Raw genomic sequence first — 26675 nt, 5'->3', positions numbered from 1 at the left:
CGGCAATCGAATAACTGATGGCGGCAAAAAAACTCAGTGCACCGTTGTCATCCAGCAGCGAGGAAACGCCGAGATAGGTATAGATGCCGGAGGCGACGGCCAGCACGCCGAGAGCTGCGGCGGTAAAGCTGTCGAGCCAGGAAATATGACCTTCAAGTTCGCGGGCATATCGCAGTCCCTGTGCATCCTGTTCGCTCAGCCGTTCATCGGTCATAACATCCCGCCCCTTATTAACATTGCATTAATATGGGCAGTGACCGGCAGTTATCCAGTCATGACGTGCCGTTCTGTCATCGGGCGGCTGTTCGGGAACCGGAAACCATATGCCGTAGTTCTCCTTAAAATGAACACGTTTTTGCGGTATGGTATTATTCTTCGGTGTGGATTCTGCTTTCCCGCCGCGCGTTACCTGCCACGAATACCGATGCAAAGACGTGAGTAATGAGAGGAACTGACCTGATGAAACGACGCGATTTTCTCGCCGGAACAGCCTGTGGTGTTGTTCTGGCCGGATCTGCGGGTGCCGCTATTCCGCTGGCCCTGCCGGATTATAACATGCCCGAGGATATGCTGCCGCGCGAAGTGCGCATCAAGAACAACTTCGGCCCGTTTGAGATTCACGTCGACCCCGGTCAGTACGCTCTCTACTGGACCCTGCCCAAGAGAAAAGCGATTCGCTATCCGGTCGGGATTGGCCGCACAAATCTTTACGAGGCCGGTGAGTACTACGTCGGTGCGAAAAAAGAATGGCCAAGCTGGACACCCACGCCGGAAATGATCGAGCGGTCCCCGCAGCTTTACGAACAGCATGCGGACGGTATGCCGGGCGGGATCAATAACCCGCTGGGATCGCGCGGACTTTATCTTTTCCAGCCGGGCCGTGGCGATACTTTCCTGCGTATTCACGGCACCAACGAGCCGGAAACCATTGGTCGCCGTGTCTCGAATGGCTGCGCGCGTCTGATCAACGATCAGATGATCGATCTTTATAATCGCGTGCCGATGGATACCCGCGTGGTAATGTATCCGCTGGCCTGAGCCAGCGCCGCACAGGTCAGGTGATGTCGCGCAACCGCAGACGTTGTATCTTGCCGGAGGGGCCCTTGGGCAGTTCCGGCAGGAAAAAAACCCGGTCAGGGGCTTTAAACCGCCCAAGACGTTCCACGCAGATATCAATCAGCATCTGATCCGTCAGATCTGAGCTTTCGCGGACCCGCACTGCGGCTTCTACACGTTCACCGTAGACGGTGCAGGGGCGGGCAAAGGCGGCGGCCTCAATCACGTCGCTGTGGGTATAAAGCGCCTCGTCGATCTCACGTGGTGCGATATTCTCGCCCCCTTTGATGATCAGTTCCTTGATACGCCCCGTGACAAAGACATAGCCGTCCTCGTCCTGTCGGCCGAGATCGCCGCTGCGCAGCCATTCCCCTGTAAAAGCAGCGGCCGTGGCCTCAGGATCATTCAGATATCCGCGCATGACATTGGGACCTCGCACCGCGATCTCTCCCTGTGTCCCCGGCGGGCAGGGGCGCTGATCCGGCCCGAGAATAGAGACCTCGTTGCCCCAGGCGACGCCCGGTGATCCGATGCGCCTGACCCCCGGCGGCAAGGGATTGGACAGGATCTGCGCTGCCGTTTCGGTCAGCCCCATTGTCTCGATCAGTGGCAGAGAGAACCGTTTCTCAAAGGCGGCATGCACATCCGGCGCCAGCGCCGAGGAGGCCGAGCGGCCAAACCGCAACCGCGCCCGCGTATCCGCATCCGGGTCGGCCGTTCCGTGCAAAAGATGCGAGACGATCGTCGGAACAACAGAAAACCACGTGCTTTCGGTTTCGCCAATCTGCTGCCAGAACCGCGTGGCCGAAAACTTCGCGGACATGGCGATGGACCCGCCCGAGACCAGAGCCCCCATCATACTGACGCAAAGCCCGTTGATGTGACAGACCGGCAGCACACAGAACCCGCGGTCCGTGGCGGACAGCCCGTGTGCCATCTGCGTGGTCCAGCCGCCCGCCAGCAGGCTGGCATGACTGTGCACTACGCCTTTGGGGCGGCCCGTTGTTCCGGACGTGTACATCAGCAATGCGTCATCGCCCGCTGTGACCGGGTGCAGAGATGCGGTGTTGTCTGCCACTCCCGGGGTGAGGCGCTGCAAGCCGCGAGGCCGCGTCTGTTCAAAGAGGATATTTACATCATCATGCACCAGCGCCACGCGCGCGGCGCAGTGATCCAACGCATAAGCGATTGCATCAGGGCCAGCGGCCAGATTGATCATGGTCGCGCGAAACCCGCCGTAAACCGCAGCGAAAAACGCGATCACCCCCGCGCGACCGTTAGGATGCAGGATGGCGACACTCTCACCCTGTTCGACGTCTTCGGCGGTGATCCTCCGGGCAAGACACCGCGCTTCCCTGAGCAGCGCGGACCATGTCAGTGACGCACTGCCGTCGGTAAAAACATATGCGGTTGCGTCATCCTCTGCGCGCGCATCAAGCCATGTGCGTACCGTGCCCTGCGGCGGGCCGGAGGCTGTGGGCATCATTTGCCCGCAACCTCCCAGTAGCTTGCGAAAATCTCCTCCGGCGTTGGTTCGCGGGGGGCTGTTTCGCGTACAATTTTCGTGGTCTGCATGAAGTGTTTCCAGTGCAGATTGTCGTCGATCGAATTACCGCCCCAAGATCCACAGCCCATAGACAGCGAAAACGGCATTCCGTTATTGAACGCGCCGCCGGTTGCAAAGCAATGCGGCTGGTTGACGATGACCCGGCAGGTGGGAATGGTCTGCGCCAGGGTCACTGCGTGGTCGTGATCTGTGCTGTGCAACCCGACCGAATGTCCGGCCCCCTGATGGGCCAGAATACGCCCGGTGATCGCAACGGCATCAGCAAAGTCGTCAGCCCGGTAAAGCGCAGCCACCCGTGACAGTTTTTCACCCGAGAGCGGGTGCCCGGGCCCGATGCCTTGCGTCTCTACCGCAAGGAATTTCGTGTCTGCGGGCACTTCATCTGACATCCCGAGAGCGGCCAGCATCGGACCCGCATCCTGAGCGATCACAGCGCGGTTGAGATGTCCGTCCGGCCAGAGCGCCGCCACGATCCTCCGCTCGTCCGTCACCAGGGCGCCGCCTGCTTTTGCCAGCGCGTCCACAAACCGGTCATAGATCGCGTCAACCACCACAATGGCATTCTCGGAGGAGCAGGACGTGGCATTGTCAAAGGTCTTTGAAGCGGTGATCTTTTGTGCGGCGTCATCCGGATCACAGGTTTCATCGACGATCACCGGCACATTGCCCGCTCCGACCGCCAGCGCCGGCGTTCCTGACGTATAGGCGCGTCTGACGTTATTTTGTGAGCCGGTCACAACAATCAGGTCGCTGATTTCCAGCAAGCGCTGGGTTTTTTCTTTACTGCCAGGCCCCGGCACCATCTGCACCAGGTCCCGGTCCTCACCGGTCTTGTCAAACTCCGCGTGCACGAATTGCAGCAACCTTTCGCAGGCTGCGACCCCTTTGGGAGAGGGTGACAAAACGATCGCATTGCCGCACTTCAGCGCGTTGATGATATTATTCGCCGGTGTGGCCGCAGGGTTGGTCGACGGTACGACAGCGCCGATCACCCCCATGGGCCGGGCAATTTCCGTGATGCCGCTGTCCGGGTCATCACGAATGATACCAAATGTCTTCTGCCCCGCGATATCCCGCATCAGACCAAGGGTTTTACGATGATTTTTGGTGATTTTATCCGCGACGTTTCCCAGACCGGTGGTCGCAACCGAAAGCTCAGCGAGTTCGCGGTTTCGCGCAGGTTCCATTATGGCCCAGGCTGCGGCCTGCGCCGCTCTGTCGTAGCGGTCCTGAGATCCGTTTGCCTCATATTTCGCCTGCGCCGCCCTCGCGCGGGCCACTATAGTGTCCGGACTGTCGCGATCATCGTGCAGGGTCATAAAGTGGTTTCCTGATCATTTCGGGGCCTGTTTCAACCGGGGCATGCTTCGGGCACAGTTTTCACAGACACACGACCCGCTGCCCCGCAAAGACTATGCGCGGCCAGCAGTATTGCAAAGCGTTTCGGGTCTCCGGTTTATGTGAACACCAGATCCTGAAACGGTCTCGCGGCCGCTCGGTACCGGCAGGTCCTGCAGCATGGCATCAGTTTGCAGTGACGTGTGCCTTTCCCGTTAGGGGTATTCCGGCGCAGTCCGGATAAAAGCCGGTCGCCTCTCGCCGGGTCCGCGAAAACCGCTGGCTGGGGACAGGGTGTTGCAATAGACTGGCGCCAGATTTTCAGCTCACGTTGCGCGCCATACCGACCTGAAAGGCTCATGATATGCTGCTCCGACACCTCATTCCCGCGTTGCCCTGCGCGTCTCTCTGCCTCGCGCTGATCCTTGGTGCGACCGCCGCAGGAGCGCAGGAGGCCTGCAGCCGCACAGAAGGCGCCACGCCCCAAACCGATGTCATCAGCTGCAGTGGCACGCTGACCGTGGAGCGCGAGAAGCAGGCAGGTGTCAAAATCGTTTCGCGTCCCGGCAGCGCCCCGCCCCGAGCCATCGAACTGGAAGGCGGCGCCATTTTGCTTGATGTTCTGCCGGGCAGCCCGTCAATACAAATCCGCACGCCCCATGCCATCGCTGCAGTTCGGGGAACGACCTTTGTGGTTGACGCTGAACCAGAAAAAACCTCCGTCTTTGTAGTCGAAGGGGAAGTCGAAGTTCGCAAAACCGGCGATGACGGGACAATCGTGACGCTTGGACCGGGCGAGGGCGCTGATGTCAGCGCAGAAGAACCGCTGACGACGGCGCGCTGGTCTGTGGCACGGGTCGCAGCGCTCCTCGCGCGCTTTGGCCGATGATGTTGCGATGATTTCAGGCAGACTGCGCCGCTGGCTGGCACTGTGTGCGGCGCTGGCCGGTGCGGCACTCTGGTCGCTGGCGCTCGCGGTGCCGCATATGCAGGGCGATACCCGGGTCACTGAATCAGTTGATTACCGGCTGCTTGATCTGCGCCACCGGCTTGCCGGTGTGCAGGAAACTGACCCTGCTGTAGTTATCGTTGCCGTGGACGATGAAACCCTCGCAACAGACGTAACATCAGGTGATAACAGGCAAAGGCTTGCCCGGATCATACGCAACATCGCGGCCAGCGGGGCCCGGGGTCTGGCTCTCGACGTGGTTCTGGCCGACGCGGGCGACGCAGAAACAGACGCGGCCCTTTCAGAGGCGCTGGGCGCTTTGCCATCCGCAGTCGCAGCCGCTGCGCGTTTCAGCGGCGATGAAAGCGAGGTCCTGCTGCCGCAACCGGTGTTCCGCGAGGCAGCGAGGGTGGGCGTGGTCAATCTTTCAGCTGACGCCTTCGGCACGCCGCGTTTTGCACCGCTCATTCTGGTGTCCGATGGACAGATCCACGCCGCACTCGTGCTTCAGGCCGCGCAGATTTTCACCGGTGCCCGGGCCGAATTTGCCGACGGCGGGCTGCGCCTTGGCGAGCGGACCTTTCACCTCGAAGACGGGTTTTTCCTGCCGGTGCGTTTTGCAGGTCCTTCAGGGACAGTACCGGCGATCAGCGCCGGCAGACTGCTGGAAAGCCCGCAGCCCGACGCGCTTGAAGGCCGGCTGGTGGTGCTTGGCTTTACGGCATCAGCCGTCGGTGACCGGTTTCCCACGCCTTTTGACGCAGATATGCCGGGTGTGGAGGTGATCGCGACAATCATCTCGCAGCTGATCAGCGGACAGACCCTGCGTCATGATGCGCAGACCCGGACGTGGGATGCCGTCCATGCTCTGGTGCTTACCGTACTGGCAGTACTGGTTGTGCTGATGCTTCCCCTGCCGCGCGGTATTCCCGCGGCGCTCGGTCTGATCATGGTCTCACTCGCGGGGGTCACGGCGCTTTTTACGGCGGGCATCTGGATGAGCGCGGCCCTGCCGCTGGCCGCCGCATTGCCGCCCGTGCTGATTGCCGGCGCAATGCGCTACACCCGCGAACGCAGCGAAGCGGGCCGCTCTGCGCGTGCGGTGGCATCTTTAAGACGGTTTCAGTCACCCGCCCTGGCAAGCCGGATTGAGCAGGACCCGGAGTATCTGTCCGTGCCACAGGAGCACGATCTGGTCATCCTCTTTGTGGACCTGACCGGGTTTACCGGGTTGTCACAGCAGCTTGGCACCGAAGGCACCCGGTTGTTATTGCGCGACTTTCATGCATTGACCACTGCGGCTGTCGAAACCCGCGAGGGCAGTGTGCTGAACTATATGGGCGACGGCGCACTTGCGGTATTCGGGCTGACAGAAAGCCCGCCGGACCGGGCTGCGGACCATGCGCTGGAGGCATCCTTCGCCCTCGTCAAAGCGCTGTCGGATTACCATCCTGCGGGACTTCAGGATGTGACCGCCGGTTGTCGCATTGGCCTTCACGCCGGACCGGTCACCCTGTCCCGGCTGGGCGCGGACAGCCACCAGCAAATGACAGTGACAGGCGACAGCGTGAACCTCGCCAGCCGGTTGATGGAAGTCGCCAAGGCCGAGGCAGCGGTCATCGTTGTCAGCCGCGATTTTGCCGATGCCCTGTCAGACCCATCCGTGCTTAACCATGCTGTCGCACGCGACGTTTCAATACGGGGGCGTATCGGCGAAGTCAGTGTACTGGCATACACTGCAGGGGCTGTGCTGTGACGGGGAACAGCCCCGAAGCTTTGCACAACGTGGACGGCTGTGCGCGCTCCGGCTCAGATCTGCGCGGGAAGCCCCTTGCGCCGCCAATTTCACATCAGAGTTTCATTGTCACCTGATCTCCGGTGCTCAAGGTACCGCCCGATATGACTTCGGCATAAACGCCCATATCCATATGACCATAGGTGCGGCGCAGCAGGTAGGGCACCTTCAAGTCGCGCTCTGCTGTCTCCGGGTTCACCTCCGTTGCTGCGCATCTTTGTGTGCGCAGGATGGTCCGTACAACCACGGAGCCCAGTGTAATTTCCGTACCGGTATCCTGCATCTCCGCCCACGCGGGCAATCCGGAAAAGACGATATTGGCCCGGAACCGGTCAGGCGAAATATCCTCTCCCGTGGCCGCTTCAAAGGCCCTCAGCGTCTCGAGATTGAGCAGAGATACCGCATTCATCATCTGCGGTGACACAACAGATACATCGGTAAACCGATGTGGCGCGGCTGACACAAATTCCGGCGGCGCATCCTCACGGAGTTCAAGAACAGTTTGAAGATACTGCGCTGCTGTCTGCCGTCCGGCCGGGTCGTTCATGTCAAAAACGGTGGTGCCGGCGGCCCCGGCAATCTGTAAAGTACCGTCCAGAAACTCTGTTTGGAGACCGGCCAGTCCGGCTTCTTTCGCAAGAACCACAAACTTTTCCTTGGGAAGTGGTTCTGGTGCAGTGGGGTCAAACCCCGACCCGGGGCGTGCGAATCCGAACAGTCTGTCACCGGGAACACCTTCGCCCGGGCTCAGGATAACCTGATCCCGGCGTGTCGCGGACATTCCCTTGACCGGGAATACATTCAGCGTCTCTACCTTTGCCTGCATCTTCCTGCCCTCGCGGTTCTGTCGCCAGACTGACCGCCACCCGGACCGGCGTCAATGTATCTTCAGGCGGTGCACCTGTGCGCGGTTAGTTACCACCGTGCCGGGCGCATGGCTTTGCCCGCCTGACACGGTCGGATGCGCAGGCCGGTCCGGTGTTGTTCGAGATGAAGTCATCAGACCAGACGACCATTCAACATCCTTTGCCGTATGGTAAAGGTGGCAGCACAGCGGCGATGCGGCTGGCCCTTGTACCAGCCCCTCAAAGACGCCACCCGTTCAACAACACAAGTCCCGGCGGGTACATACAGACGCCACCTGGGTTGAGTTCTGCATCGGGAACAGGTCGATTCGTCAAAAGGGTTGCAAGCGGGCATGCTTTAGTCTGCACAGGCTTAGCAGTCAGGCCACCCCTGCACGGATCAGAAATCGAGGTTCTCCACGCTCAGCGCGTTCTGCTGGATGAACTCGCGACGTGGCTCCACCACATCGCCCATCAGTTTGGTGAAAAGATCATCAGCCTCGGCCATGTCATCCACTTTGACCTGCAAAAGCGTGCGTGCATCCGGGTCCAGCGTTGTCTCCCAGAGCTGATCCGGGTTCATCTCGCCCAGACCTTTATAGCGTTGCAGCGAAAGCCCCTTTTCGCCCTCCTGCAGAACCGCATCCAGCAGATCAAGCGGGCCATAGATCATCTGAGTACGGTCTTTGCGCATCAGCGTCGCTGGCAGGTTGTAAACGTCCTGCAGGCTCTGTGTGAAGCTGCCTGTTTTCTTTGCCTCGCCGCCACGCAGAATTCGGCCATCAAGAGTACGGACTTCTTCGACGCCGCGCAGGATACGCGCGAGGCGGATGCCGTGATCCTGGGTGATCCGACCCTGCCAGCCGCGTTCATATTCTGCCGCAATCAGGTTCAGACGGGCGGCCACCTTATCGGCTGTGCCCTGCAGATCACGGTCTACCACGCCCGGCGCAAAGGCGCCGGCAATCGCCGCCTGTTCGAGGATATGGCGCGGATAATGCGTCGGAAAGGCATCGAGCACCCGGCGCATCTGGCGCGCCAGTTCAACCACCCGGACCAGATCGGCCCCCATAATCTCCTCGCCGTTGCCCTGTTTCAGCACAGCGCCGTCGATACCCTGCTGAACCAGATATTCCTCCATCGCGGCTTCATCCTTGAGATAGACCTCGGATTTGCCGCGCGAGACCTTATAAAGCGGCGGCTGCGCGATATAGAGATGTCCTTTTTCAATAAGCTCCGGCATCTGCCGGTAGAAAAACGTAAGCAGCAGCGTTCTGATATGCGCGCCGTCTACATCAGCATCCGTCATGATGACGATCTTATGATAGCGCAACTTGTCGATGTTAAACTCGTCCCGACCGATACCTGTGCCAAGCGCCATCACCAGATTGCCGATCTCCTGGCTGCCGAGCATCCGGTCAAAGCGGGCGCGTTCAACGTTGAGGATCTTGCCCTTGAGCGGCAGGATCGCCTGGGTCTGCCGGTCACGGCCGGTCTGCGCGGAGCCCCCGGCGCTGTCGCCCTCCACAAGGAACACTTCGGTCTTGGAGGGGTCTTTCTCGGAGCAGTCTTTCAGCTTTCCGGCAAGGAAATTCACGTCCATCGCCGTCTTGCGCCGCGTCAGATCACGTGCCTTGCGCGCCGCCTCACGGGCATGCGCGGCCTCGATAATCTTGCCCACGACGATGCGCGCTTCATTCGGGTTTTCCTCGAACCACTCAGCCAGCTTTTCATTCACGAGGCCCTCGACCGCAGGGCGCACCTCAGAGCTGACCAGCTTGTCTTTGGTCTGCGAGCTGAATTTCGGATCAGGTACCTTGACCGACAGCACGCATGTGAGCCCCTCGCGGGCGTCGTCCCCGGTGAAGGTGACCTTTTCCTTGCGCGCAATGCCGGAGGACTGCGCATAGTTGTTGATCGTCCGCGTCAGTGCACCACGGAAACCCGCCATATGCGTGCCGCCGTCCCGCTGCGGGATGTTGTTGGTAAAGGGCAGCACGTTCTCATGATAGCTGTCATTCCACCACATCGCGACTTCAACGCCGATATCGTCCTTTTCACCGGCAATGAAAATCGGCTCCGGCATCACGGAGCTTTTGTGACGGTCGAGATATTTCACAAACTCTTTCACGCCACCTTCGTAAAAAAGCTCGGTGCTCAGCGGCTCTGCGGGGCGTTCATCGCGCAGGATGATCCGGACGCCGGAGTTCAGAAATGCCAGTTCGCGCAGGCGTTTTTCCAGGGTCTCAAAGGAATACTCCAGATTGGAGAAGGTCTCAGTAGAGGCCATAAAGCGGACTTCGGTGCCGGTTTTTTCAGTTTCCCCGACGACCTTCAGATGTTCCTTGGTAAAGCCGCCCTCAAATCGGGCCACATGCTCTTTGCCCTCGCGCCAGATGCGCAGTTCCAGCCAGTCGCTGAGCGCGTTCACCACCGAGACGCCGACCCCGTGCAGACCGCCTGAAACCTTGTAAGAATTGCTGTCAAACTTACCGCCCGCATGCAGCTGGGTCATGATCACCTCAGCCGCGGAGACGCCTTCTTCTTCGTGGATCCCGACCGGAATCCCGCGCCCGTTATCGCTCACAGAAACAGAGGAATCCTCATGAATAGTCACCGTAACAGCATCCGCATGACCCGCGAGAGCCTCGTCGATGCCGTTGTCCACGACCTCATAGACCATATGGTGCAGGCCGGAGCCGTCGTCGGTGTCTCCGATATACATCCCAGGCCGCTTGCGAACTGCTTCTAAGCCTTTGAGAACTTTAATTGAATTCGCACCGTACTCTTCGGGCGTCTGCTCGGTATCGGACATGTGGTCACGCTTTCGTATTTTTGTGATTTTATACGATTTTCCGGGGGGAATGTCACGCGAATCACCGTTCTTTCTGCGCCTGCGGGGACGGGCCGGGAACCAAAAGGCGCAGGCGCTGTTTTCTTCCGACACACATTGCAAAGGAATTGCACAATGGCCGGAAAAACACTCGCTGAAATAGCCGATACAATCCGCGATATCGATTTTTGCCAGTTCGCGACCAAAACCGATAACGGTCAGATCGCAGCCCGGCCCATGAGCAACAACACCCAGGTGGATTACAACGGAGATCACTGGTTTTTTTCAAAGGACACCTCGCGCACCTGCAGCGATATTCAGCGCGACCCGGCTGTTACTCTGACCTATCATGGCAGTGCCGGTGTGTTGGGCGTGGTGGGCAAGCCCGGGCCCATGGTTGTCATACAGGGCAGTGCGGAAGTCGTTCGCGACAAAGAGGTTTTTCGTGCGCACTGGGTGCCGGAACTGGAATTCTGGTTCGAGAATGGCATTGATGATCCGCAGATGGTGATGTTCAGGGTGAGGGCGAACCGCATCAACTTCTGGGACGGCATGGAAACGGAAGAAATCGAAGTTACTCAGCGACGCTGACGACCTGTGACACCCCGTCCGTCTCCGTAACCTCAAAATACTGCGCCCGCGCGCCCATCGCCTCGAAAAGGCTCGCTTCCGTGCCGGTCATCCAGGCCTGGGCGCCAAGTGCGACAATCTCATCATAAAGGGCAGCCCGCCTTTCAGCATCGAGATGTGCCGCGACCTCATCAAGTAACAACAGCGGCGGCGCGCCGAAATCCCGCGCGAGCGCCCGTGCGTTGGCAAGGATCAGTGAGACCAGAAGCGCCTTCTGTTCGCCGGTGGAACAATCCCGCGCAGGTACGCCCTTGGAGGCATAGGTGCCGATCAGATCCGCCCGGTGCGGCCCGATCAGCGTGCGCCCCGCGGCCATGTCACGCGCCCGGTTATCGGACAGCGCGCGGCGCATGGCCTCTTCACTGCCGGGCAGGTCTTCTTCACTGTGTACAAGCTCAAGGGTTGCTGCGGGAAAAGAAGTGCCTGCATCCGCCTGGGCAGCCTCCAGTTGCCGCAAAGCCGCGCGCCGGTTGGCGTTGATGGCCACACCTGCTGCGGCAAGCTGCGCTTCCAGTACGGCATACCATGCCGGATCGCGCACCATATCTTTGAGCAGGCGGTTACGTTCGCGCATGGCCTTTTCCCAGGCGAGCGATACCTCGGCGTGCGCGGGCTCGAAACTCAGCGTCATCCGGTCCAGAAACCGCCGCCGTCCTTCCGCGCCCTCGATCCACAGCCGGTCCATCGCGGGGATCAGCCAGAGCACCCGCGCGACACGCCCCAGCGCGGTTTGTGCGGCAGCCTTGCTGTCGATCCTGACCTGTCGGGCGGCACCTTCTTCGGACCATATTTCGATCTCATGCAGCTGATGCAATGACCGCAGCCCGCCGGTGATCTTCCATCCCAGCGCCTCGGGGCGGCGCGCCATATCCTGAGCGCTGGCCCGGCGCAGCCCTCGCCCGGGCGAAAAGAGCGACACCGCTTCGAGAATGTTGGTTTTGCCAGCCCCGTTTGGCCCGAAGAGCGCCACAGGTCGCGCATCAGGCTCCATCCGCGCGACTTTGTGCGAGCGGAAATGTGAAATCAAAAGCGAGTTCAGGCACAGCTGCATGACGGCCCGTTTCTACCGGCGTCGGACCGGTGTGCCGGCGGCAACAGTCAGACGCGCATCGGCATGACGACATAGACCGCCGACTGATCGTTGCCTTCGCGCATCAGCGTCGGATCACCTGATGAGTTAAAGAGAAAGACGGCATTTTCACGATCGACCTGGCTGGCAATCTCCAGCAGATACTTCGCGTTAAAGCCGATTTCCAGACGCTCGTCGCCGTAGGCCACGGCCAGTTCCTCTTCGGCGGCACCGGAGTCCGGCGCATTTACCGAAAGCACCAGCCGGTCTTCGTCTAGTTGCAGTTTCACCGCGCGCGACCGCTCTGAACTCACAGTGGCCACACGGTCCACCGCACGGGCAAAATCGGCGGCATCCACTTCCATCTTGCGGGTGTTGCCCTGCGGAATGACGCGCGTGTAATCGGGGAAGGTGCCGTCGATAACTTTGGAGGTCAGCGTGATGTCAGGCGTGGCAAAGCGCACTTTGGTCTCGGAGACCGACACCGCGATCTTCATCTCATCGTCGTCGAGCAGTTTGCGCAGCTCGCCAACCGTTTTCCGGGGCACGATAACGCCCGGCATATCGGCGGCACCCTCCGGCAGGTCTGCGTCAATCCGCGCCAGCCGATGCCCGTCTGTGGCCACACAGCGCAGCACCCGGCCGCCTTCGGCATCGGAAACATGCATGTACACACCGTTCAGATAATACCGGGTCTCTTCTGTTGAGATCGCAAATTTCGATTTGTCGAAAAGCCGTCGCAACACTGGCGCTGGTGCCGAAAAGTTTGAGGCATATTCGGAGGAAGCCATCACCGGAAAGTCTTCTTTTGGCAGCGTCGCCAGCGAGAAATTCGATCTTCCGGCTTCAACGGTCAGCCGCCCGGTGGCGCTGTCTGCGGTCAGTGTGACCAGCGCCCCGTCCGGCAGTTTGCGCACAATCTCATGCAATGTGGTTGCTGCTACCGTGGTTGCACCGGCACGTTCCACCTGGGCCGGTGCTTTGTCGACAACCTCGATATCAAGATCTGTTGCGCGGAAGGTCGCATCGCTGCCTTCTGCCTCGATCAGCACGTTTGCCAGGATCGGAATTGTGTTGCGCCGCTCCACAACCGACTGTGCCTGAGACACGGCTTTGAGCAGGGCTGCGCGTTCGATGCTGATCTTCATTATGCCACTTCCTATCGACGGTCGGGAAAGGCACGTTAACCAGTTCCTCCGACTTCACAAGACTTTTATGGATTAGTCGTCGGAACCGGGCAGGGCGTCAAGACCCGCAGCACCCTCAAAGCGCTGCAGGCCTTTCATAAATCACTCTTCGAGGGCGCGGCGCAACAGCTCCAGATCCTCGGCGATCTGTCCGTCCTGCACCTTGAGCTCTTCAATGCGTTTGACGCCGTGCATGACTGTGGTGTGATCACGACCGCCAAACCGGCGCCCGATCTCCGGCAGCGACCGCGATGTCATCTTTTTGCACAGATACATCGCAACCTGGCGGGGCCGGGCATACGACCGCAGCCGCTTGGGACCGATCATATCGCTCAGCCGGATGTTGTAGTGATCGCTGACCTTGCGCTGAATTTCCTCGACGGTGATCTTGCGCTCGGACGCACGCAGCACGTCGGAGAGGCAATCCTGCGTCAGTTCCATATTGATCTCGCGTCCGACCAGCGACGCAAAGGCAAAAAGCCGCGTCAGCGCGCCTTCCAGCACCCGGACATTCGTAGAGATACGGTGCGCGAGGAACTCCAAAACTCCGTTCTCAACTTCCAGATCGGGATAGTTGGCGCGCTGCTGCTCCACTTTGCTCTGCAGAATACCAAGACGCAGTTCATAATCTGTGGGATGCAGATCAACGACCAGACCACACTGAAGACGCGATTTCACGCGCTCTTCCATATCCTTGATCTCGCCGGGGGCGCGGTCACCGGAAATGATAATCTGTTTATTCTGATCCACCAGCGCGTTGAAGGTATGGAAAAATTCTTCCTGTGTGCTGCCTTTTCCGGCGATGAACTGCACGTCATCAACCATCAGAACATCAACTGAACGGAAAATCTCTTTGAAATCCATCATCTTACGGTCACGCAGGGCCTGGACAAAACGATACATGAACTGCTCGGCGGAGAGATAAAGCACATTCAGTTCCGGACGCCGCAAGCGCAGCTCATGCGCGATCGCATGCATCAGGTGCGTTTTGCCAAGGCCGACGCCGCCATAGAGAAAGAGCGGATTAAACGTGACAGGGCCACCCTCTGCCACACGCTTTGCCGCTGCATGAGCAAGCTCATTCGGCTTACCGACAACAAAGGAGTCGAAGGTGAAGCGGGTGTCCAGAGGGGCTGTGGTCAGGGCGGAGCCGTTCTGCACCTGGCGCACGGCACGGTGGATCACGGTATCGGTATTGGCGGCTTCGGAGCCGGCGACGCGGGCGGGCACCACAAACTTCAGACGGCGCACCTCGGGAGATCTGGCCCGCACTTCGTGCAGAATGATATCGGCGTAATTCTGATTAACGTAATTGCCCAGAAAATTGGTCGGCACGTGAAAGACGGCGATCCCGTCGTCAGCGGAGCGGAATTCTATCGGTTCGATCCACGCCTTAAAATTATTCTGCCCTACGGTCTTTTGCAGCCGCTGCCTCAACTGTCCCCACATTTCGTTTGTCATCTGACCTGTATTCCCTTTCGCGTTCCCATGCCGCCGGCGGTCCATTTCTGGATTCTCCCGGCCGATTTTGCGTCAGACACACCCCCGCTGTTCCCGTCCCAAAGAAACGAGCGGTGGTCCACCGGACATTTCACGGATTTGGACGCACAGACCGAACGCGCCACAGTGCGCGTCAGGGATCCGAACATCCGTCCCCAGTACTTTTGACAGGGCAAACAACTGGTAACAGCGCTTGCAGACAAGGGTATCGCGTCGCCATGATACCCAGCCCCCGGGGTTTTAAAAAAACGGTCGCAACACCGTCAGTCCCGGGGCCTGCCCCCCAATGCGAAGTGAATCGCTGTATCTTGGTACCAACTTCGTGAGCAGCACGGCAACTGATCTTCAATCTTGACTCTGAATTTTCTGAAAAGAATCTCCGGGAGTCTCAAAAACGCCTTATAAATATAAAAAAAGACGCCCCAAAACGGGCGTCTTTCGTTAATTTTTTGTTAATCTGAATTAACGCGTTGACTACTTGTCAGCCGAGCGCTTTCACGCGGGACGCAAGGCGCGAGACTTTGCGCGATGCTGTATTTTTGTGAAAGACACCTTTGGTCACGCCACGCATGAGTTCGGGCTGAGCTGCGCGCAGGGCGGCTGTTGCCGCTTCCTTGTCGCCGGAAGCGATAGCTTCTTCTACGCGGCGCAGAAATGTGCGGATGCGCGAACGACGCGCTTTGTTGACCTGAAAACGCGCTTCGTTCTGACGGGCGCGTTTCTTTGCCTGGGGCGAATTTGCCATGTGTGCTTAACCTTTTCGTCGGGTTCGTTACGTATGTTGATGCGTACAAAGCCCGACCCGGTCGCAGAGCGACCATCAGGTGATTCTAGCCAGAGCGGGCTGCACGCGCATGTATTGCGCCGGTCTATAGACACATTGCCCGGTTTTGCAAACCGCAAATCGTCATCCGGCGGGTTGACTGCCCGCCGGATGCGACCCGGCTTCAGCCCAGCAGCTTGCGGAATACGATCTTATCGTCGCCGGTGGCCCAGAAATCGCGGATGCATGCCTCGCGTTCATAGCCTGCACTGGCATAAAACGCCCGCGCTGCCGCGAAATCCTCCGTGCCGGAGGTTTCCACGATCAGCAGACGCTCACCGGTGGTGCGCAGATGCGCCTCGGCGCCCTTAACAAGGGCAAGGCCAAGGCCGTCGCGCCGGCAGGCAGGACGCACGCCAAGTGCGAGCATGTTCCACGCGCCTTCTGCGAGCTCTTCGCGCTTTGTGTAGCACAGCCCGACCGGGACACCGGCGATGCAGCCTGCGAGCCAGAACTCCCCCGTCTCTCCGGAAAGCGCCGGCGTCATCAGATCCGCCAGCATGTCCGGCGGAAAAAGCCCGGTCTCATCCAGCACCGTTTTCAGGTGAGGGATGTCATCGGCCACAACGGGCCGGATATCAAAGTCTGTCATGTCATACTGTCCTTATCTGTTGTCTGCCTGCGCCCTGACGGACGCGATGCCAGACCGCGTCGCGCGGTAAGGGGTGCCGTTCACCGACCTGATGAACCGCCGCTTTTTCAGCCGCTCGAAAACCGCCGTGGTGCAGTCTTCGAGCAGATGTCCGTCCCGGGTGACGCAGGTCACGGCCCGGATTTTACCATTTGGCGCGCGCTCGAAGTGAATAGCGCCGCCCCGTGCCAGCACATGCAGCACGCGTTGTTCATATTTTGAAATATTCAACGGATTGATCCTGAGAAATGCCATCGGAAGCAGGCTCCCGGCGTAACGCGCGGAAGGGCTTCGGATTAGACAGGTCCGATCAGACGGACCTCAGCGGCGTGCCGCATTCTCTGACATCAAATCTCCATCGTCCTGCGATCAGGTGCAGGCCGTAGACCTTACTATGCAGCAGAAACTGCCGTGGCAAGACGGGGAGAGGGCGCGGCCCGCAGAACGGGGCCGGCTGTTGCGCTTTTACCGGTCGCGGAACTGTGCTTCGCGTTTTTCCAGAAATGCCGACATTCCTTCCGACTGATCCTCGGTCGCAAAGAGGGCATGAAACATGCGTCTTTCAAAGAGCAGCCCCTCACTCAGCGGCACTTCATAGGACCGGTTTACGGCTTCTTTGATGACCATCACGGAGACGGAGGATTTCTCAGCAATCTTCTGAGCGGCGTTCTGCGCCTCTTCCATCAGCTTTTTGCCAGGCACCACGCGGGATACCAGGCCCGAGCGCTCGGCTTCCTCGGCATCCATAAAGCGGCCCGTCAGGTTCATATCCATGGCCTTGGATTTGCCCACCAGTCGCGTCAGGCGCTGGGTGCCACCGATGCCCGCAACCACACCGAGGTTGACCTCGGGCTGGCCGAACTTGGCACTTTCCGAGCAGATGATAAAATCGCACATCATCGCAAGCTCGCATCCGCCACCAAGCGCATAGCCTGAAACGGCGGCAATGATCGGCTTGCGCACGCGCATGATCTGATCGGTCTCGGGGGTGAAAAGATCACCTGAAAAGGCTTCGACGAAGGTTTTGTCTTTCATCATCGCCACGTCGGCGCCGGCAGCAAAAGCTTTCTCAGAGCCGGTAATGATGATGCAGCGCACCTTTTCGTTTTCCTGGGCGTCCTTCAGGGCTTCTGCAAGTTCGCGCATCAACTCGTCGTTCAGCGCATTCAGCGCGTCGGGCCGGTTGAGGGTAATAGTTGCCACATGGTTGTCGACATCAAAGATTATCGTCTCAAAGGCCATCCGGAGAGCTCTCGGTTGTTGCTGGAACCGCAGTGCATACCACGGGTAAGAGCCACTTCAAGCTATCTTTGGCATTGTGCGCAATAGAAAGATGAGCGTCCGGACTGCACGATTCGACGGATGACGCCACGACAACCTGTTGTTCTGCATGGTGCGCCTTCGCGTCCGTAAACGTCGAAAGTATGCTGAAAATATCCAAGTTCTCCATCAGCTTGGCGGAAATCACGCAGGCTCGAACCACCTGCGTCGATGGCTTCCGACAACACCTGCCGGATGATCGGGACAAGAGCGGCCACGCGCTGCGCAGAAATCCGCCCTGCCTTGCGTGACGGGCTGATTCCTGCCCGGAAAAGCGCCTCACAGACGTAAATGTTGCCCAGTCCGCTGACGATCTTCTGATCGAGCAGCGCAGATTTCACCGGCATCATCCGTTTATGAAAGGCGCTCGCGAGGTGTGCTTCGTGAAAATCATTGCCCAGCGGTTCGGGGCCCAGCACGGCGAGCAGCTTGTGGCTTTCTGCCGTCGCCGTGTCCATCAGATCCATCGCGCCAAAGCGGCGCGGATCGTTGAAGGTGACGCGCGCGCCGTTGTCCATGTGAAACACCACATGATCGTGTTTCTCAGGTGCGGGATGCGCATGCACAAACCGACCGGGCATCTTCCCGGCCATCTCCGTGTCTGCGGGATCACCTGAGATCAGCATCCGCCCAGACATGCCCAGATGGATGAGCAGCGTCTCGCCGGTGTCGAGATCGGCGAGAATGTACTTCGAGCGCCGCCGCAGTTGCTGTACCCGCGCGCCGGTCAGCCGATCTGCCATGCGGGCCGGAAACGGCCAGCGCAGATCGGGGCGGTTCACATCCGCCCGCGCGATCACCGCGCCCTCCATCACCGGGCTCAGGCCGCGGCGCACAGTCTCTACTTCGGGCAGTTCAGGCATCTTCCATCTTTCGTTCAGCAAGATCGGCGATCTCGCGGTAGCTGTCATAGCTCCAGAAGAGCCTCAGCCTGCGCCACCTGCCAAAATTCAGCACTGTCGCGCGGCCTTTCATTTCAGTCTTTACCCCGGTCAGATCCGCCCAGTCAAAGCGACGCACGGGGCCCAGAACGGGCGCAAACCGAAGGCCCGTATCATTCCACAGAATACGGTCGAAAAAGGCCGCCGCGATCTTGTGGAAGAAAACGGCGATGATCACCATCAGTATCCCGCGTGCAACCCACGATCCTGAAACCGGTGTCTGCGGATGCACAATCAGCACCAGCGCCACGACCACGAAAAGCCCGCAGACCAGCACCCGCAGCGTTCTGCCCCAGCCTGCAAGCCGGGTCTCTTTCCATTCGGTGCCCGCATCCGGCTGCATCCGCACTTTTCCCTGTGACCAAAGGGCCGCATTGTACATGCCCCCCTGAGGCCTATAACAAAGACCGAACATAAAGGATCACAAGACCCGATGACTGACCGAGACGACAAAACCACCCATTTCGGCTTTGAAGATGTGCCCGAGGGCGAAAAGGCCGGACGCGTGCGCGTCGTATTCAGCTCGGTCGCCGGCAAATACGATGTGATGAATGATGTGATGTCCGCTGGTATTCACCGGGTCTGGAAAGACGCGATGATGGACTGGCTCGCCCCGCGCGCCGGGCAGAAGCTGCTGGATGTGGCGGGCGGCACCGGCGATATCGCATTCCGGTTCCTTAAACGCGCGGGCGAGGGTCATGCCACGGTGCTGGACCTCACGGAGGCCATGCTGGTCGAAGGCCGCCAGCGTGCCGAAGCGCTGCAGATGCACGATCAGCTCGACTGGGTCACCGGCGATGCGATGGCGCTGCCTTTTGCCGATAACAGCTTTGACGTTTATACGATATCTTTCGGGATCCGGAACGTAACCCGCCCTCAGGAAGCGCTGAACGAAGCGTTTCGCGTGCTGAAACCCGGAGGCCGCCTGATGGTGCTCGAGTTCAGCCAGCTGCCAAACCCGGCGATGCAGAAGGCGTATGATCTCTACAGTTTCAACGTGATCCCGCGCATGGGCCAGATGATCGCCGGAGATCGGGACAGCTATCAGTATCTGGTCGAATCAATCCGCCGGTTCCCCGATCAGGAAACCTTCCTGCAGATGGTGCGCAGTGCAGGCTTTGAGCAGACGAAATACCGCAATCTGTCGATGGGCGTCGCCTGTTTGCACTCGGGTTGGAAACTCTGATCCATGCGGGGCCCGCACAATATCTGGCGGTTGATCCGCACCGGCGCCACGTTCCAGAGGACGGGCGCAATGAATGCCGTGCTCGACGCCTTCGATACGCCGGCTTCTGTCCGGTTGGTGGCGCGCACTCTGGCCATGCCGTTCACGTTTCTGGGCTACGCCGGTGACACAACCATGCCGCCGGTCACCCGCGCGCTTACAGCGCTTGGTCCGGCCTACATCAAATTCGGCCAGATCCTCTCGACACGCCCGGATGTGGTGGGCGACGAGATGGCGCTGCAACTGCGCGTGCTGCAGGACAAACTCCCACCGTTCCCTGTGAGCACGGCCAAGGCCGAAGTCGAACGCGAACTTGGTATGCCCGTTGACCGCATGTTCTCTGAGTTCAGCGAACCTGTGGCGGCCGCGTCGATCGCTCAGGTGCACCGCGCGCGGCTTTCGGCCTCAGGCGAAGAAGTCGCCGTCAAAGTCTTGCGCCCCGGTATCGAAAAAGCCTTCCGCAAAGATATCGATGCCTTTTATCTTGCCGCATCTGTGATCGATTTCTGCTCGCCGGGCTCGCGGCGGCTGCGGCCCATCGATGTGATCGAACACTTCGACGGCGTGGTGCAGGGAGAGCTGGATCTGCGGCTTGAATCTTCCTCAGCTGCTGAATTTGCGGCCAATACTGAGAAAGACAATGGCTTCCAGCTGCCCCGTGTCAAATGGGAATATTCCGCCCGCCGCGTGATGACGCTGGGCTGGGCTGACGGCGTTCCGATGGGTGACAACGCAGCGATTGATGCTGCCGGTCACGACCGCATTCTGCTGGGTGACCGGGTGCTGCAGCTTTTTCTGAACCACGCGCTGCGCGACGGCTATTTTCACGCCGACATGCACCAGGGCAATCTCAAGGTCGCGCCAAACGGCAATATCGTGGCCTATGATTTTGGCATAATGGGGCACATCGATGAATACACCCGCAGGGTCTATGCCGAGATCCTCTATGGCTTCATCCGGCGCGACTATAAACGCGTGGCAGAGGTGCATTTTGAGGCGGGCTATGTCCCGGCGGACAAAGACGTGGATGAATTCGCCCGCGCGCTGCGCGCTGTGGGTGAGCCGATTTTCGGGATGGATGCGTCGAAAATCTCGATGGGTCGTCTTCTGAGCTATCTGTTTGAGGTGACGGAGCGTTTCGGCATGGAAACCCGCACCGAGCTTATACTGCTGCAACGGACCATGGTCGTTGTCGAAGGTGTTGCGCGTTCTCTGAACCCGCAGATCAACATCTGGCAGGTCGCAAGCCCGATCGTGTCCGACTACATCGCGCAGACAATCGGCCCTCGCGCCGCTCTCGGTGATTTTGCGAAAACCGCCCGCGTCATGGCCCGTTTCGGTCCGCGTCTGCCGGTGCTTGTGGAAAACGCGCTGATCCGGCAGGGCAATCCGGAGCCGCCGCAAAAAGAACGCGGCCTTTTCCGCTGGGTGCTCGGCGCGGTCATTCTCGGCGTCACCATTGGTATTTCAGGGTCTCTTACGCTGATTCTCGTGGATCTGGCGCTCTTCTGACCGCTTTGTGTATGAAATACCACGGGAAGGCAGGCGCAGGTGCGCGCCCTCCCGTTTCGTTATGATCAGCGTTCCGCGCCGCCTATAGCAGCTCGATCGCGAGTGCTATGCCCTGACCGCCGCCGATGCACATCGTGATCAGCCCGCGCTTGCCACCCGTCCGTTCGAGCTCATAGAGCGTTTTGACGGTAATAATTGCACCTGTTGCGCCGACAGGATGGCCGAGAGCAATCGCCCCGCCGTTGGGGTTCACCTTTGCCGGGTCAAACCCGAGCGCGCCGGAAACGGCAAGCGCCTGGGCAGCAAAAGCCTCATTGCTTTCAATAACATCAAAATCACCCGCGCTCAGTCCGGTTTTCTCAAACAGTTTTTCCACGGCGGGAACCGGCCCGATTCCCATCACCTCCGGACGCACCCCGGCATGGGTATAACCGAGAATCCGCGCTTTCGGCTTCAGGCCGGCGGCCTCTGCCGCCTCCGCGCTCGCCATCACGACCGCTGCGGCACCGTCATTGATTCCGCTGGCATTGCCGGCTGTCACCGTCCCGTCTTTCTGAAAGACTGTGCGCAGCCCGGCCAGCGCTTCGGCGGTTGTACCTTTGGGATGTTCATCCGTGTCAAACGCCACCGTGTCGCGCTTTACACGCACTTCTACCGGCGCGATCTGGCTGGCGAAGTGGCCTTCCGAGATGGCCCTGGCCGCGCGCTCCTGACTTTGCAGGGCAAATGCATCCTGATCTTCACGACTGATCCCGTGCTCCGCGGCGACGTTTTCAGCCGTCACACCCATGTGCCCGGTTCCGAAGGGACAATTCAGCGCGCCCAGCATCATATCAAGGCTTGTAACGTCGCCCATTTTCGCACCCCAGCGTTGCTGTGGCATGATGAAAGGCGAGCGCGACATATTCTCCGCACCCCCCGCGAGCCCGAAGTCCGCATCCCCCAGCATCAGAGACTGAATAACCGAGACAATTGCCTGCGCCCCCGAGCCGCAAAGCCGGTTCACGTTCATCGCGGGCACGGTCTCAGGCACACCGGCCTGCATCGCGGCCACCCGGCTGAGATACATGTCACGCGGCTCGGTATTGATCACGTGGCCAAAAACGACGTGACCGATCTGCGCGCCCTCAACGCCTGATCGTTCGAGCGCTGCCTTTGCCGCCACCGTACCAAGCTCAATGGGCGGCGTATCGGCGAGCGCGCCGCCGAAAGTGCCGATCGCAGTGCGTGCGCCGTCCAGAAGTACGATTTCGCGTGCCATGTCAGTCTCCCGTTCTTTTTCCCACCTGAGTATGCCCGGACGGGACGGGGAAGTCAGCCACGACGTATCGTCAGCAACGGATGTCACAGCGTTGACAGCCTCCGGGATATCGGCGAAACCGCTTATATGACGGAAAATTCAGATACTATCCTCACGCAGCTTCCCGCGCGGCTGAAAGATGCCCGGCGCTCCCAGGGTCTGTCGCTCGATGCAGTGGCACGTCTTTCCGGTGTTTCCCGGTCCATGGTGAGCCAGATTGAGCGCGGCGAAAGCAGCCCGACAATTGCGACCCTGTGGAACCTGACCCGGGCGTTGCAGGTCGATTTCGCGGGCCTTCTTGATGGTGCTGCCGCCGCCGCCCGCATCGAACTTTTGCGCGCAGCAGATGTTCCGACGATCGATAACCTTGGCTCAGGATGCCGCATCAGGATTCTCTCTCCGCCCGAAGAAGCCGGCAAACACGAAGTCTATGAGGTAAGCTTTGAAGAGGGTGGCGCCCTCGACAGTCAGCCCCACAGCCGCGGTGCGCGTGAACATCTGACAGTCATCGCGGGCACAATCAGCGTGACCAGTGGCGAAGACACACAGCGTCTGCTTGCAGGAGATACTGCACGGTATGCTGTTGATGTTCCGCACAGGATTGCCGCAACCAATGGACCCGCACGCATTTTTCTGGTCGTTCATGGCGGTTGAATTCCTTTAAAACGGAAAATATCCGCTATTTCGTAATTCAGCAGTTCCGGATTCCTCGAAGGCGTGCTAGACCACGGGCGAAGGGAGTCTCTCATGACGCACGCATTTCTCGACCATATTTCTGACACGCTGAACCGGATCGAGGCGGACGGAATAATGAAACGCGAGCGCCTCATCACCTCGGCGCAGGGCGGCAGGATCTCAGTCGGCGACCAGGAGGTTATCAATCTGTGCGCAAATAATTATCTCGGACTTGCGGATCACCCCGACCTGATCACGGCTGCACAGGATGCCATGGTGCCCCGGGGGTTCGGCATGGCTTCTGTGCGGTTTATCTGCGGCACGCAGGACCTGCACCGTCAGCTTGAGCAGCGACTTGCGCAGTTCCTCGGGCATGACGATTCGATTCTTTTCGCGGCTTGCTTTGACGCCAACGGCGGTCTCTTTGAGCCGCTGCTTGGCCCGGAAGATGCCGTCGTTTCGGACGCACTCAATCATGCATCCATCATCGACGGTATCAGGCTCTGCAAAGCGAAACGCTATCGCTACGCCAATTCCGATATGACCGATCTGGAAGGGCAGCTGCAGCTCGCCCGCAGTGAGGGCGCGCGGTTTATCCTGATTGCGACCGATGGGGTTTTCAGCATGGACGGTTATCTTGCCAACCTGTCCGGCATCAAAGCACTGGCGGAAAAATATGACGCCATGCTGATGGTCGATGATTGCCACGCCACCGGGTTCATGGGGCCGAAGGGTGCCGGCACTCCGGCACACGCCGGCGTAAAGGCCGACATTCTGACCGGCACGCTGGGCAAGGCGCTTGGCGGCGCCATCGGTGGCTATATTGCAGGCGCGCAACCGGTGATCGATCTGTTGCGCCAGCGCGCGCGGCCTTATCTTTTTTCAAACTCGCTGCCGCCGGCAATTGTTTCCGCCGGGCTTAAGGCGCTGGATCTCGTTGAGGCCGGCGATGATCTGCGTGCGCAACTATTTGAGAATACGCGCATCTGGCGCAGCGGGCTCGAAGCGCTCGGATTTGATCTGCTGCCTGGCGAGCATCCGATTGTGCCTGTCATGCTGGGCGAAGCGCAGCTGGCACAGGATATGGCCGCACGTCTTTTCGAAGAGGGGGTGTTTGTGTCAGGTTTCTTTTTCCCGGTCGTACCCCGGGGTGAGGCGCGGATCAGAACACAAATGAACGCCGCTTTGACACAGCAGGATCTTTCGTTTGCGCTCGACGCTTTTGAAACGGCCGGCAAAGCCTGCGGAGTATTAAAATGACCAATGAAATGAAGGCACTGTCCAAACTTCATCCGCGCGAAGGCCTCTGGATGATCCACGCGCCGGTGCCTGAACCCGGACCCGATGACGTACTGATCAGGATAAAGAAAACGGGGATCTGCGGGACCGATATTCACATCTGGAACTGGGACGACTGGGCCGCCTCAACTGTGCCTGTGCCGATGATCACCGGCCACGAATTCGCCGGCGAAATCGTCGGGCTCGGCCGCAATGTCACCGATCTGGAGATCGGACAGCGTTGTTCAGGCGAGGGCCATCTCATCGGCAAAACGTCGCGCCAGAGCCGGGCCGGCAAGTTCCATCTTGATCCGGCAACCCGCGGCATCGGCGTCAACGAACAGGGCGCGTTTGCGCAGTATCTCAGGCTGCCGGCCTTTAACGTCGTGCCGTTGCCGGATGACATTCCCGATGATATTGGCGCCATTCTCGACCCGCTCGGTAATGCTGTCCACACAGCACTCAGCTTCGATCTGATCGGCGAGGATGTACTGATCACCGGCGCCGGGCCCATCGGGATTATGGCCGCCGCCGTGGCGCGGCACGCGGGCGCGCGCCATGTGGTCATTACGGACGTGAACCCTGACCGGCTGCGTCTGGCCGCTGAAGTCGCCGATGTTGTACCGGTCAATGTGGCAGAGCAGGATCTGGCCGAAACAGTCTCTGATCTGAAGATGAAACAGGGCTTTGACGTCGGCCTCGAGATGTCGGGCAATCAACGTGCGCTCGATCAGATGGTGGATGCAATGACCATGGGCGGGCGCATTGCGATGCTGGGCATTCCGCCTGGCAAGAGCCCCGTCGACTGGAGCCGTATCGTCTTCAAAGCAATCACCATAAAGGGCGTTTACGGGCGAGAGATTTTCGAGACCTGGTACAAAATGATCGCCATGCTTCAGAACGGCCTGGATGTCAGCCGGGTCATTACGCATCGCTTTGCCGTCGATGATTTCGAGGCGGCGTTTGCGGCGATGAAATCCGGCCAGTCGGGCAAAGTGGTGCTCGACTGGACCTGAGCAACCGATGGACCGGCGACAGTTTTTTCACGCTGACACCGGGCGGGCAGGCGAGGCTTGCGCTGCCGTGCATTCTCATGCTTCGGGTGACGCGCCGCATGACATCTCGTCAACCCCGGATCGCGTGTATGCTTTTTTGGTGGTCGCCCGACCCTGAGCATTTATGGCCCGGGTCTGCCCGGGTGGACCATGATTGGGGTTGATTTATTTCCGAAGTGGCAGCCGGCCCGCATCTGACAACAGCCAGCAGTCACTTCCTTCAAAAACTGCCGCGTGCAGTGGTCGGAAATATCCCGCGCCGCCATCGAGATTAACCCGGTTTCCGGCGTGTTCCGGATGCTCCAGTGCCGTATGCCCATGCACGACGAGCGGGCCGAACGAGCCTTTGTATTCAAGAAACTCTTTCCGGATCCATACCAGATCATCTTCCGCCTGGTCGCTGAGCGGTACGCCAGGCCGCAAACCCGCATGCACGAAAAGCAACCCGTCTTTGCGGAATGTCAGCGGCAGGCCGGCCAGAAAATCCCGGTGTGCCTGAGGGACAGCCGCCACAGCTTCGGCATGAACAGGTGCCACAGGCTCTCCGTCGACAGCAGTCACGCCGTAAGAGGCCAGCGTCTTGTCGCCCCCGAGCCGGGGGTTAAACCAGAACAGGCCGGCACTCGTGGCCGGGTCGTACACCGTCGCATCATCCAGAAACCGGGTCAGATACCGGTCGTGGTTGCCGCGGATCATCCGCCAGGGGCGACCCTCTGACTGCGCCTTCATCAGATGTTCAACAACACCGCGGCTCTCCGGCCCGCGATCGACATAATCGCCGACAAACACAATCTCAGCCTCCGGCCCGCCGTCCTTTTCAATGAGTGACAGCACCCGCTCAAGCTCTTCGAGCTGGCCGTGGATATCACCTATGGCATAGATCGGATCATGCATGTCCGGCTCCCGGCGGGCAGCGCGTTGCCTGCACCGCTTGGCTGAAAAAGAAAAGTTTCCCTGGCGGGCGGGTGATGCCCTCCGTGTGAGGGAAGGGGCGGAAAAATTCAACAGCTATCCTTGCGAAGGCCACCCGGAGGCGGCCGGCAATTCACGACAGCCACCGGATCCGGCGTAGCATCCGGTGCTGCCTGCTGGTCCCGCGATCAGACCGCCCGGCGGAACACAGTTCCAGGACCGGCTGCCGGGTGC

At 59.7% G+C, this 26675-nt stretch carries 24 protein-coding genes and 1 pseudogene; 9 read left to right on the top strand and 16 right to left on the bottom strand.

Annotated elements, in window-relative coordinates; translation table 11 throughout:
- Window positions 1-214 (bottom strand): annotated as a pseudogene (locus tag Q0M35_RS03475) (hypothetical protein); the annotation flags it as partial.
- 245 nt (window positions 215-459) lie between these two features.
- Between Q0M35_RS03475 and Q0M35_RS03470 the strand changes: the two are divergent.
- Window positions 460-1038, top strand: a complete 579-nt coding sequence (locus Q0M35_RS03470; RefSeq protein WP_295312222.1) for a L,D-transpeptidase — start codon at window positions 460-462, stop codon at window positions 1036-1038.
- Between the two features lie 16 nt (window positions 1039-1054).
- Here Q0M35_RS03470 and Q0M35_RS03465 read toward each other — a convergent pair whose 3' ends face one another.
- A complete protein-coding gene (locus tag Q0M35_RS03465; protein WP_295312220.1) occupies window positions 1055-2542 on the bottom strand; it encodes an AMP-binding protein in 1488 nt (495 codons plus the stop codon).
- The gene (locus Q0M35_RS03460; protein WP_295312218.1) at window positions 2539-3942 is read right to left on the bottom strand and encodes an aldehyde dehydrogenase family protein; all 1404 of its coding nucleotides are present in this window, start codon (window positions 3940-3942) and stop codon (window positions 2539-2541) included. The genes Q0M35_RS03465 and Q0M35_RS03460 overlap by 4 nt, the downstream gene beginning before the upstream one ends.
- 383 nt (window positions 3943-4325) lie before the next feature.
- Here Q0M35_RS03460 and Q0M35_RS03455 point away from each other — a divergent pair, with 383 nt between their 5' ends.
- Both Q0M35_RS03455 and Q0M35_RS03450 read left to right on the top strand, forming a co-directional pair.
- On the top strand, window positions 4326-4850 hold the full coding sequence (locus Q0M35_RS03455; protein ID WP_295312216.1) for a FecR domain-containing protein: 525 nt from the start codon (window positions 4326-4328) through the stop codon (window positions 4848-4850).
- 7 nt (window positions 4851-4857) lie between these two features.
- Window positions 4858-6666, top strand: coding sequence for an adenylate/guanylate cyclase domain-containing protein (locus tag Q0M35_RS03450; protein WP_295312214.1), 1809 nt, complete (start codon window positions 4858-4860; stop codon window positions 6664-6666).
- A 94-nt stretch (window positions 6667-6760) separates the two neighbouring features.
- On the opposite strand, the gene Q0M35_RS03445 is transcribed toward Q0M35_RS03450, so the two are convergent.
- Together Q0M35_RS03445 and gyrB are read right to left on the bottom strand one after the other, a co-directional pair.
- Complete coding sequence (locus tag Q0M35_RS03445; protein ID WP_295312212.1) at window positions 6761-7531, bottom strand: MOSC domain-containing protein; 771 nt, start codon at window positions 7529-7531, stop codon at window positions 6761-6763.
- Between the two features lie 419 nt (window positions 7532-7950).
- Window positions 7951-10365, bottom strand: coding sequence for a DNA topoisomerase (ATP-hydrolyzing) subunit B (gene gyrB, locus Q0M35_RS03440; RefSeq protein WP_295312211.1), 2415 nt, complete (start codon window positions 10363-10365; stop codon window positions 7951-7953).
- Between the two features lie 153 nt (window positions 10366-10518).
- On the opposite strand from gyrB, the gene Q0M35_RS03435 reads away from it, so the two are divergent.
- On the top strand, window positions 10519-10974 hold the full coding sequence (locus tag Q0M35_RS03435; RefSeq protein WP_295312210.1) for a pyridoxamine 5'-phosphate oxidase family protein: 456 nt from the start codon (window positions 10519-10521) through the stop codon (window positions 10972-10974).
- Here Q0M35_RS03435 and recF read toward each other — a convergent pair.
- The 9 genes from recF to Q0M35_RS03390 all read right to left on the bottom strand — a co-directional run bounded on the left by recF (window position 10958) and on the right by Q0M35_RS03390 (window position 18827).
- Window positions 10958-12064: a DNA replication/repair protein RecF gene (recF, locus tag Q0M35_RS03430; RefSeq protein WP_295312208.1), complete on the bottom strand. Its 1107-nt coding sequence runs from the start codon at window positions 12062-12064 to the stop codon at window positions 10958-10960. The genes Q0M35_RS03435 and recF overlap by 17 nt on opposite strands.
- A 47-nt stretch (window positions 12065-12111) precedes the next feature.
- The gene (dnaN, locus tag Q0M35_RS03425; protein WP_295312206.1) at window positions 12112-13230 is read right to left on the bottom strand and encodes a DNA polymerase III subunit beta; all 1119 of its coding nucleotides are present in this window, start codon (window positions 13228-13230) and stop codon (window positions 12112-12114) included.
- 141 nt (window positions 13231-13371) lie between these two features.
- Complete coding sequence (dnaA, locus tag Q0M35_RS03420; RefSeq protein WP_295312204.1) at window positions 13372-14730, bottom strand: chromosomal replication initiator protein DnaA; 1359 nt, start codon at window positions 14728-14730, stop codon at window positions 13372-13374.
- A gap of 520 nt (window positions 14731-15250) precedes the next feature.
- Window positions 15251-15514 carry a 30S ribosomal protein S20 gene (rpsT, locus tag Q0M35_RS03415; protein WP_169642259.1) on the bottom strand — a complete coding sequence of 88 codons (264 nt, stop codon included), beginning with the start codon at window positions 15512-15514 and terminating at the stop codon, window positions 15251-15253.
- Window positions 15515-15716: 202 nt separating this feature from the next.
- Window positions 15717-16184 carry a GNAT family N-acetyltransferase gene (locus Q0M35_RS03410; RefSeq protein ID WP_295312201.1) on the bottom strand — a complete coding sequence of 156 codons (468 nt, stop codon included), beginning with the start codon at window positions 16182-16184 and terminating at the stop codon, window positions 15717-15719.
- 12 nt (window positions 16185-16196) lie between these two features.
- A complete protein-coding gene (locus Q0M35_RS03405; RefSeq protein ID WP_295312225.1) occupies window positions 16197-16454 on the bottom strand; it encodes a YjhX family toxin in 258 nt (85 codons plus the stop codon).
- A gap of 234 nt (window positions 16455-16688) precedes the next feature.
- Window positions 16689-17465: an enoyl-CoA hydratase gene (locus Q0M35_RS03400; RefSeq protein WP_295312199.1), complete on the bottom strand. Its 777-nt coding sequence runs from the start codon at window positions 17463-17465 to the stop codon at window positions 16689-16691.
- Window positions 17466-17527: 62 nt separating this feature from the next.
- On the bottom strand, window positions 17528-18406 hold the full coding sequence (gene mutM / locus Q0M35_RS03395; protein WP_295312197.1) for a bifunctional DNA-formamidopyrimidine glycosylase/DNA-(apurinic or apyrimidinic site) lyase: 879 nt from the start codon (window positions 18404-18406) through the stop codon (window positions 17528-17530).
- A complete protein-coding gene (locus tag Q0M35_RS03390) occupies window positions 18399-18827 on the bottom strand; it encodes a hypothetical protein (RefSeq protein ID WP_295312195.1) in 429 nt (142 codons plus the stop codon). Before Q0M35_RS03390 ends, mutM begins: the two co-directional genes overlap by 8 nt.
- Window positions 18828-18917: 90 nt before the next feature.
- Here Q0M35_RS03390 and ubiE point away from each other — a divergent pair, with 90 nt between their 5' ends.
- Complete coding sequence (gene ubiE / locus Q0M35_RS03385; protein ID WP_295312192.1) at window positions 18918-19670, top strand: bifunctional demethylmenaquinone methyltransferase/2-methoxy-6-polyprenyl-1,4-benzoquinol methylase UbiE; 753 nt, start codon at window positions 18918-18920, stop codon at window positions 19668-19670.
- Between the two features lie 3 nt (window positions 19671-19673).
- Window positions 19674-21221: a 2-polyprenylphenol 6-hydroxylase gene (ubiB, locus tag Q0M35_RS03380; RefSeq protein WP_295312190.1), complete on the top strand. Its 1548-nt coding sequence runs from the start codon at window positions 19674-19676 to the stop codon at window positions 21219-21221.
- Window positions 21222-21303: 82 nt separating this feature from the next.
- On the opposite strand, the gene Q0M35_RS03375 is transcribed toward ubiB, so the two are convergent.
- The gene (locus tag Q0M35_RS03375) at window positions 21304-22482 is read right to left on the bottom strand and encodes an acetyl-CoA C-acyltransferase family protein (protein WP_295312189.1); all 1179 of its coding nucleotides are present in this window, start codon (window positions 22480-22482) and stop codon (window positions 21304-21306) included.
- Between the two features lie 126 nt (window positions 22483-22608).
- Between Q0M35_RS03375 and Q0M35_RS03370 the strand changes: the two genes are divergently transcribed.
- From Q0M35_RS03370 to tdh, 3 genes are all read left to right on the top strand, one after another.
- Window positions 22609-23175 (top strand): XRE family transcriptional regulator, encoded by a 567-nt coding sequence (locus Q0M35_RS03370; protein WP_295312187.1) that lies wholly within the window; start codon window positions 22609-22611, stop codon window positions 23173-23175.
- A gap of 93 nt (window positions 23176-23268) precedes the next feature.
- Window positions 23269-24456, top strand: coding sequence for a glycine C-acetyltransferase (locus tag Q0M35_RS03365; RefSeq protein WP_295312185.1), 1188 nt, complete (start codon window positions 23269-23271; stop codon window positions 24454-24456).
- Between the two features lie 8 nt (window positions 24457-24464).
- Complete coding sequence (gene tdh, locus Q0M35_RS03360) at window positions 24465-25490, top strand: L-threonine 3-dehydrogenase (RefSeq protein WP_295312224.1); 1026 nt, start codon at window positions 24465-24467, stop codon at window positions 25488-25490.
- Between the two features lie 204 nt (window positions 25491-25694).
- Here the strand turns inward: tdh and Q0M35_RS03355 are convergent, their stop codons facing one another.
- Window positions 25695-26423, bottom strand: coding sequence for a metallophosphoesterase family protein (locus Q0M35_RS03355; RefSeq protein WP_295312183.1), 729 nt, complete (start codon window positions 26421-26423; stop codon window positions 25695-25697).
- Window positions 26424-26675: the final 252 nt, after the last annotated feature.

The organism is Roseobacter sp. (genome assembly GCF_024639605.1).
Lineage (GTDB): Bacteria > Pseudomonadota > Alphaproteobacteria > Rhodobacterales > Rhodobacteraceae > Roseobacter.
This window is presented reverse-complemented; position numbering and strand designations above follow the sequence as displayed.

Bases quoted from the DNA above. Each gene is read 5' to 3' on its own strand.
- Q0M35_RS03470 (WP_295312222.1), top strand. From the start codon at position 460: ATGAAACGACGCGATTTTCTCGCCGGAACAGCCTGTGGTGTTGTTCTG.
- Q0M35_RS03465 (WP_295312220.1), bottom strand. From the start codon at position 2,542: ATGATGCCCACAGCCTCCGGCCCGCCGCAGGGCACGGTACGCACATGG.
- Q0M35_RS03460 (WP_295312218.1), bottom strand. From the start codon at position 3,942: ATGACCCTGCACGATGATCGCGACAGTCCGGACACTATAGTGGCCCGC.
- Q0M35_RS03455 (WP_295312216.1), top strand. From the start codon at position 4,326: ATGCTGCTCCGACACCTCATTCCCGCGTTGCCCTGCGCGTCTCTCTGC.
- Q0M35_RS03450 (WP_295312214.1), top strand. From the start codon at position 4,858: ATGATTTCAGGCAGACTGCGCCGCTGGCTGGCACTGTGTGCGGCGCTG.
- Q0M35_RS03445 (WP_295312212.1), bottom strand. From the start codon at position 7,531: ATGCAGGCAAAGGTAGAGACGCTGAATGTATTCCCGGTCAAGGGAATG.
- gyrB (WP_295312211.1), bottom strand. From the start codon at position 10,365: ATGTCCGATACCGAGCAGACGCCCGAAGAGTACGGTGCGAATTCAATT.
- Q0M35_RS03435 (WP_295312210.1), top strand. From the start codon at position 10,519: ATGGCCGGAAAAACACTCGCTGAAATAGCCGATACAATCCGCGATATC.
- recF (WP_295312208.1), bottom strand. From the start codon at position 12,064: ATGCAGCTGTGCCTGAACTCGCTTTTGATTTCACATTTCCGCTCGCAC.
- dnaN (WP_295312206.1), bottom strand. From the start codon at position 13,230: ATGAAGATCAGCATCGAACGCGCAGCCCTGCTCAAAGCCGTGTCTCAG.
- dnaA (WP_295312204.1), bottom strand. From the start codon at position 14,730: ATGACAAACGAAATGTGGGGACAGTTGAGGCAGCGGCTGCAAAAGACC.
- rpsT (WP_169642259.1), bottom strand. From the start codon at position 15,514: ATGGCAAATTCGCCCCAGGCAAAGAAACGCGCCCGTCAGAACGAAGCG.
- Q0M35_RS03410 (WP_295312201.1), bottom strand. From the start codon at position 16,184: ATGACAGACTTTGATATCCGGCCCGTTGTGGCCGATGACATCCCTCAC.
- Q0M35_RS03400 (WP_295312199.1), bottom strand. From the start codon at position 17,465: ATGGCCTTTGAGACGATAATCTTTGATGTCGACAACCATGTGGCAACT.
- mutM (WP_295312197.1), bottom strand. From the start codon at position 18,406: ATGCCTGAACTGCCCGAAGTAGAGACTGTGCGCCGCGGCCTGAGCCCG.
- Q0M35_RS03390 (WP_295312195.1), bottom strand. From the start codon at position 18,827: ATGCAGCCGGATGCGGGCACCGAATGGAAAGAGACCCGGCTTGCAGGC.
- ubiE (WP_295312192.1), top strand. From the start codon at position 18,918: ATGACTGACCGAGACGACAAAACCACCCATTTCGGCTTTGAAGATGTG.
- ubiB (WP_295312190.1), top strand. From the start codon at position 19,674: ATGCGGGGCCCGCACAATATCTGGCGGTTGATCCGCACCGGCGCCACG.
- Q0M35_RS03375 (WP_295312189.1), bottom strand. From the start codon at position 22,482: ATGGCACGCGAAATCGTACTTCTGGACGGCGCACGCACTGCGATCGGC.
- Q0M35_RS03370 (WP_295312187.1), top strand. From the start codon at position 22,609: ATGACGGAAAATTCAGATACTATCCTCACGCAGCTTCCCGCGCGGCTG.
- Q0M35_RS03365 (WP_295312185.1), top strand. From the start codon at position 23,269: ATGACGCACGCATTTCTCGACCATATTTCTGACACGCTGAACCGGATC.
- tdh (WP_295312224.1), top strand. From the start codon at position 24,465: ATGAAGGCACTGTCCAAACTTCATCCGCGCGAAGGCCTCTGGATGATC.
- Q0M35_RS03355 (WP_295312183.1), bottom strand. From the start codon at position 26,423: ATGCATGATCCGATCTATGCCATAGGTGATATCCACGGCCAGCTCGAA.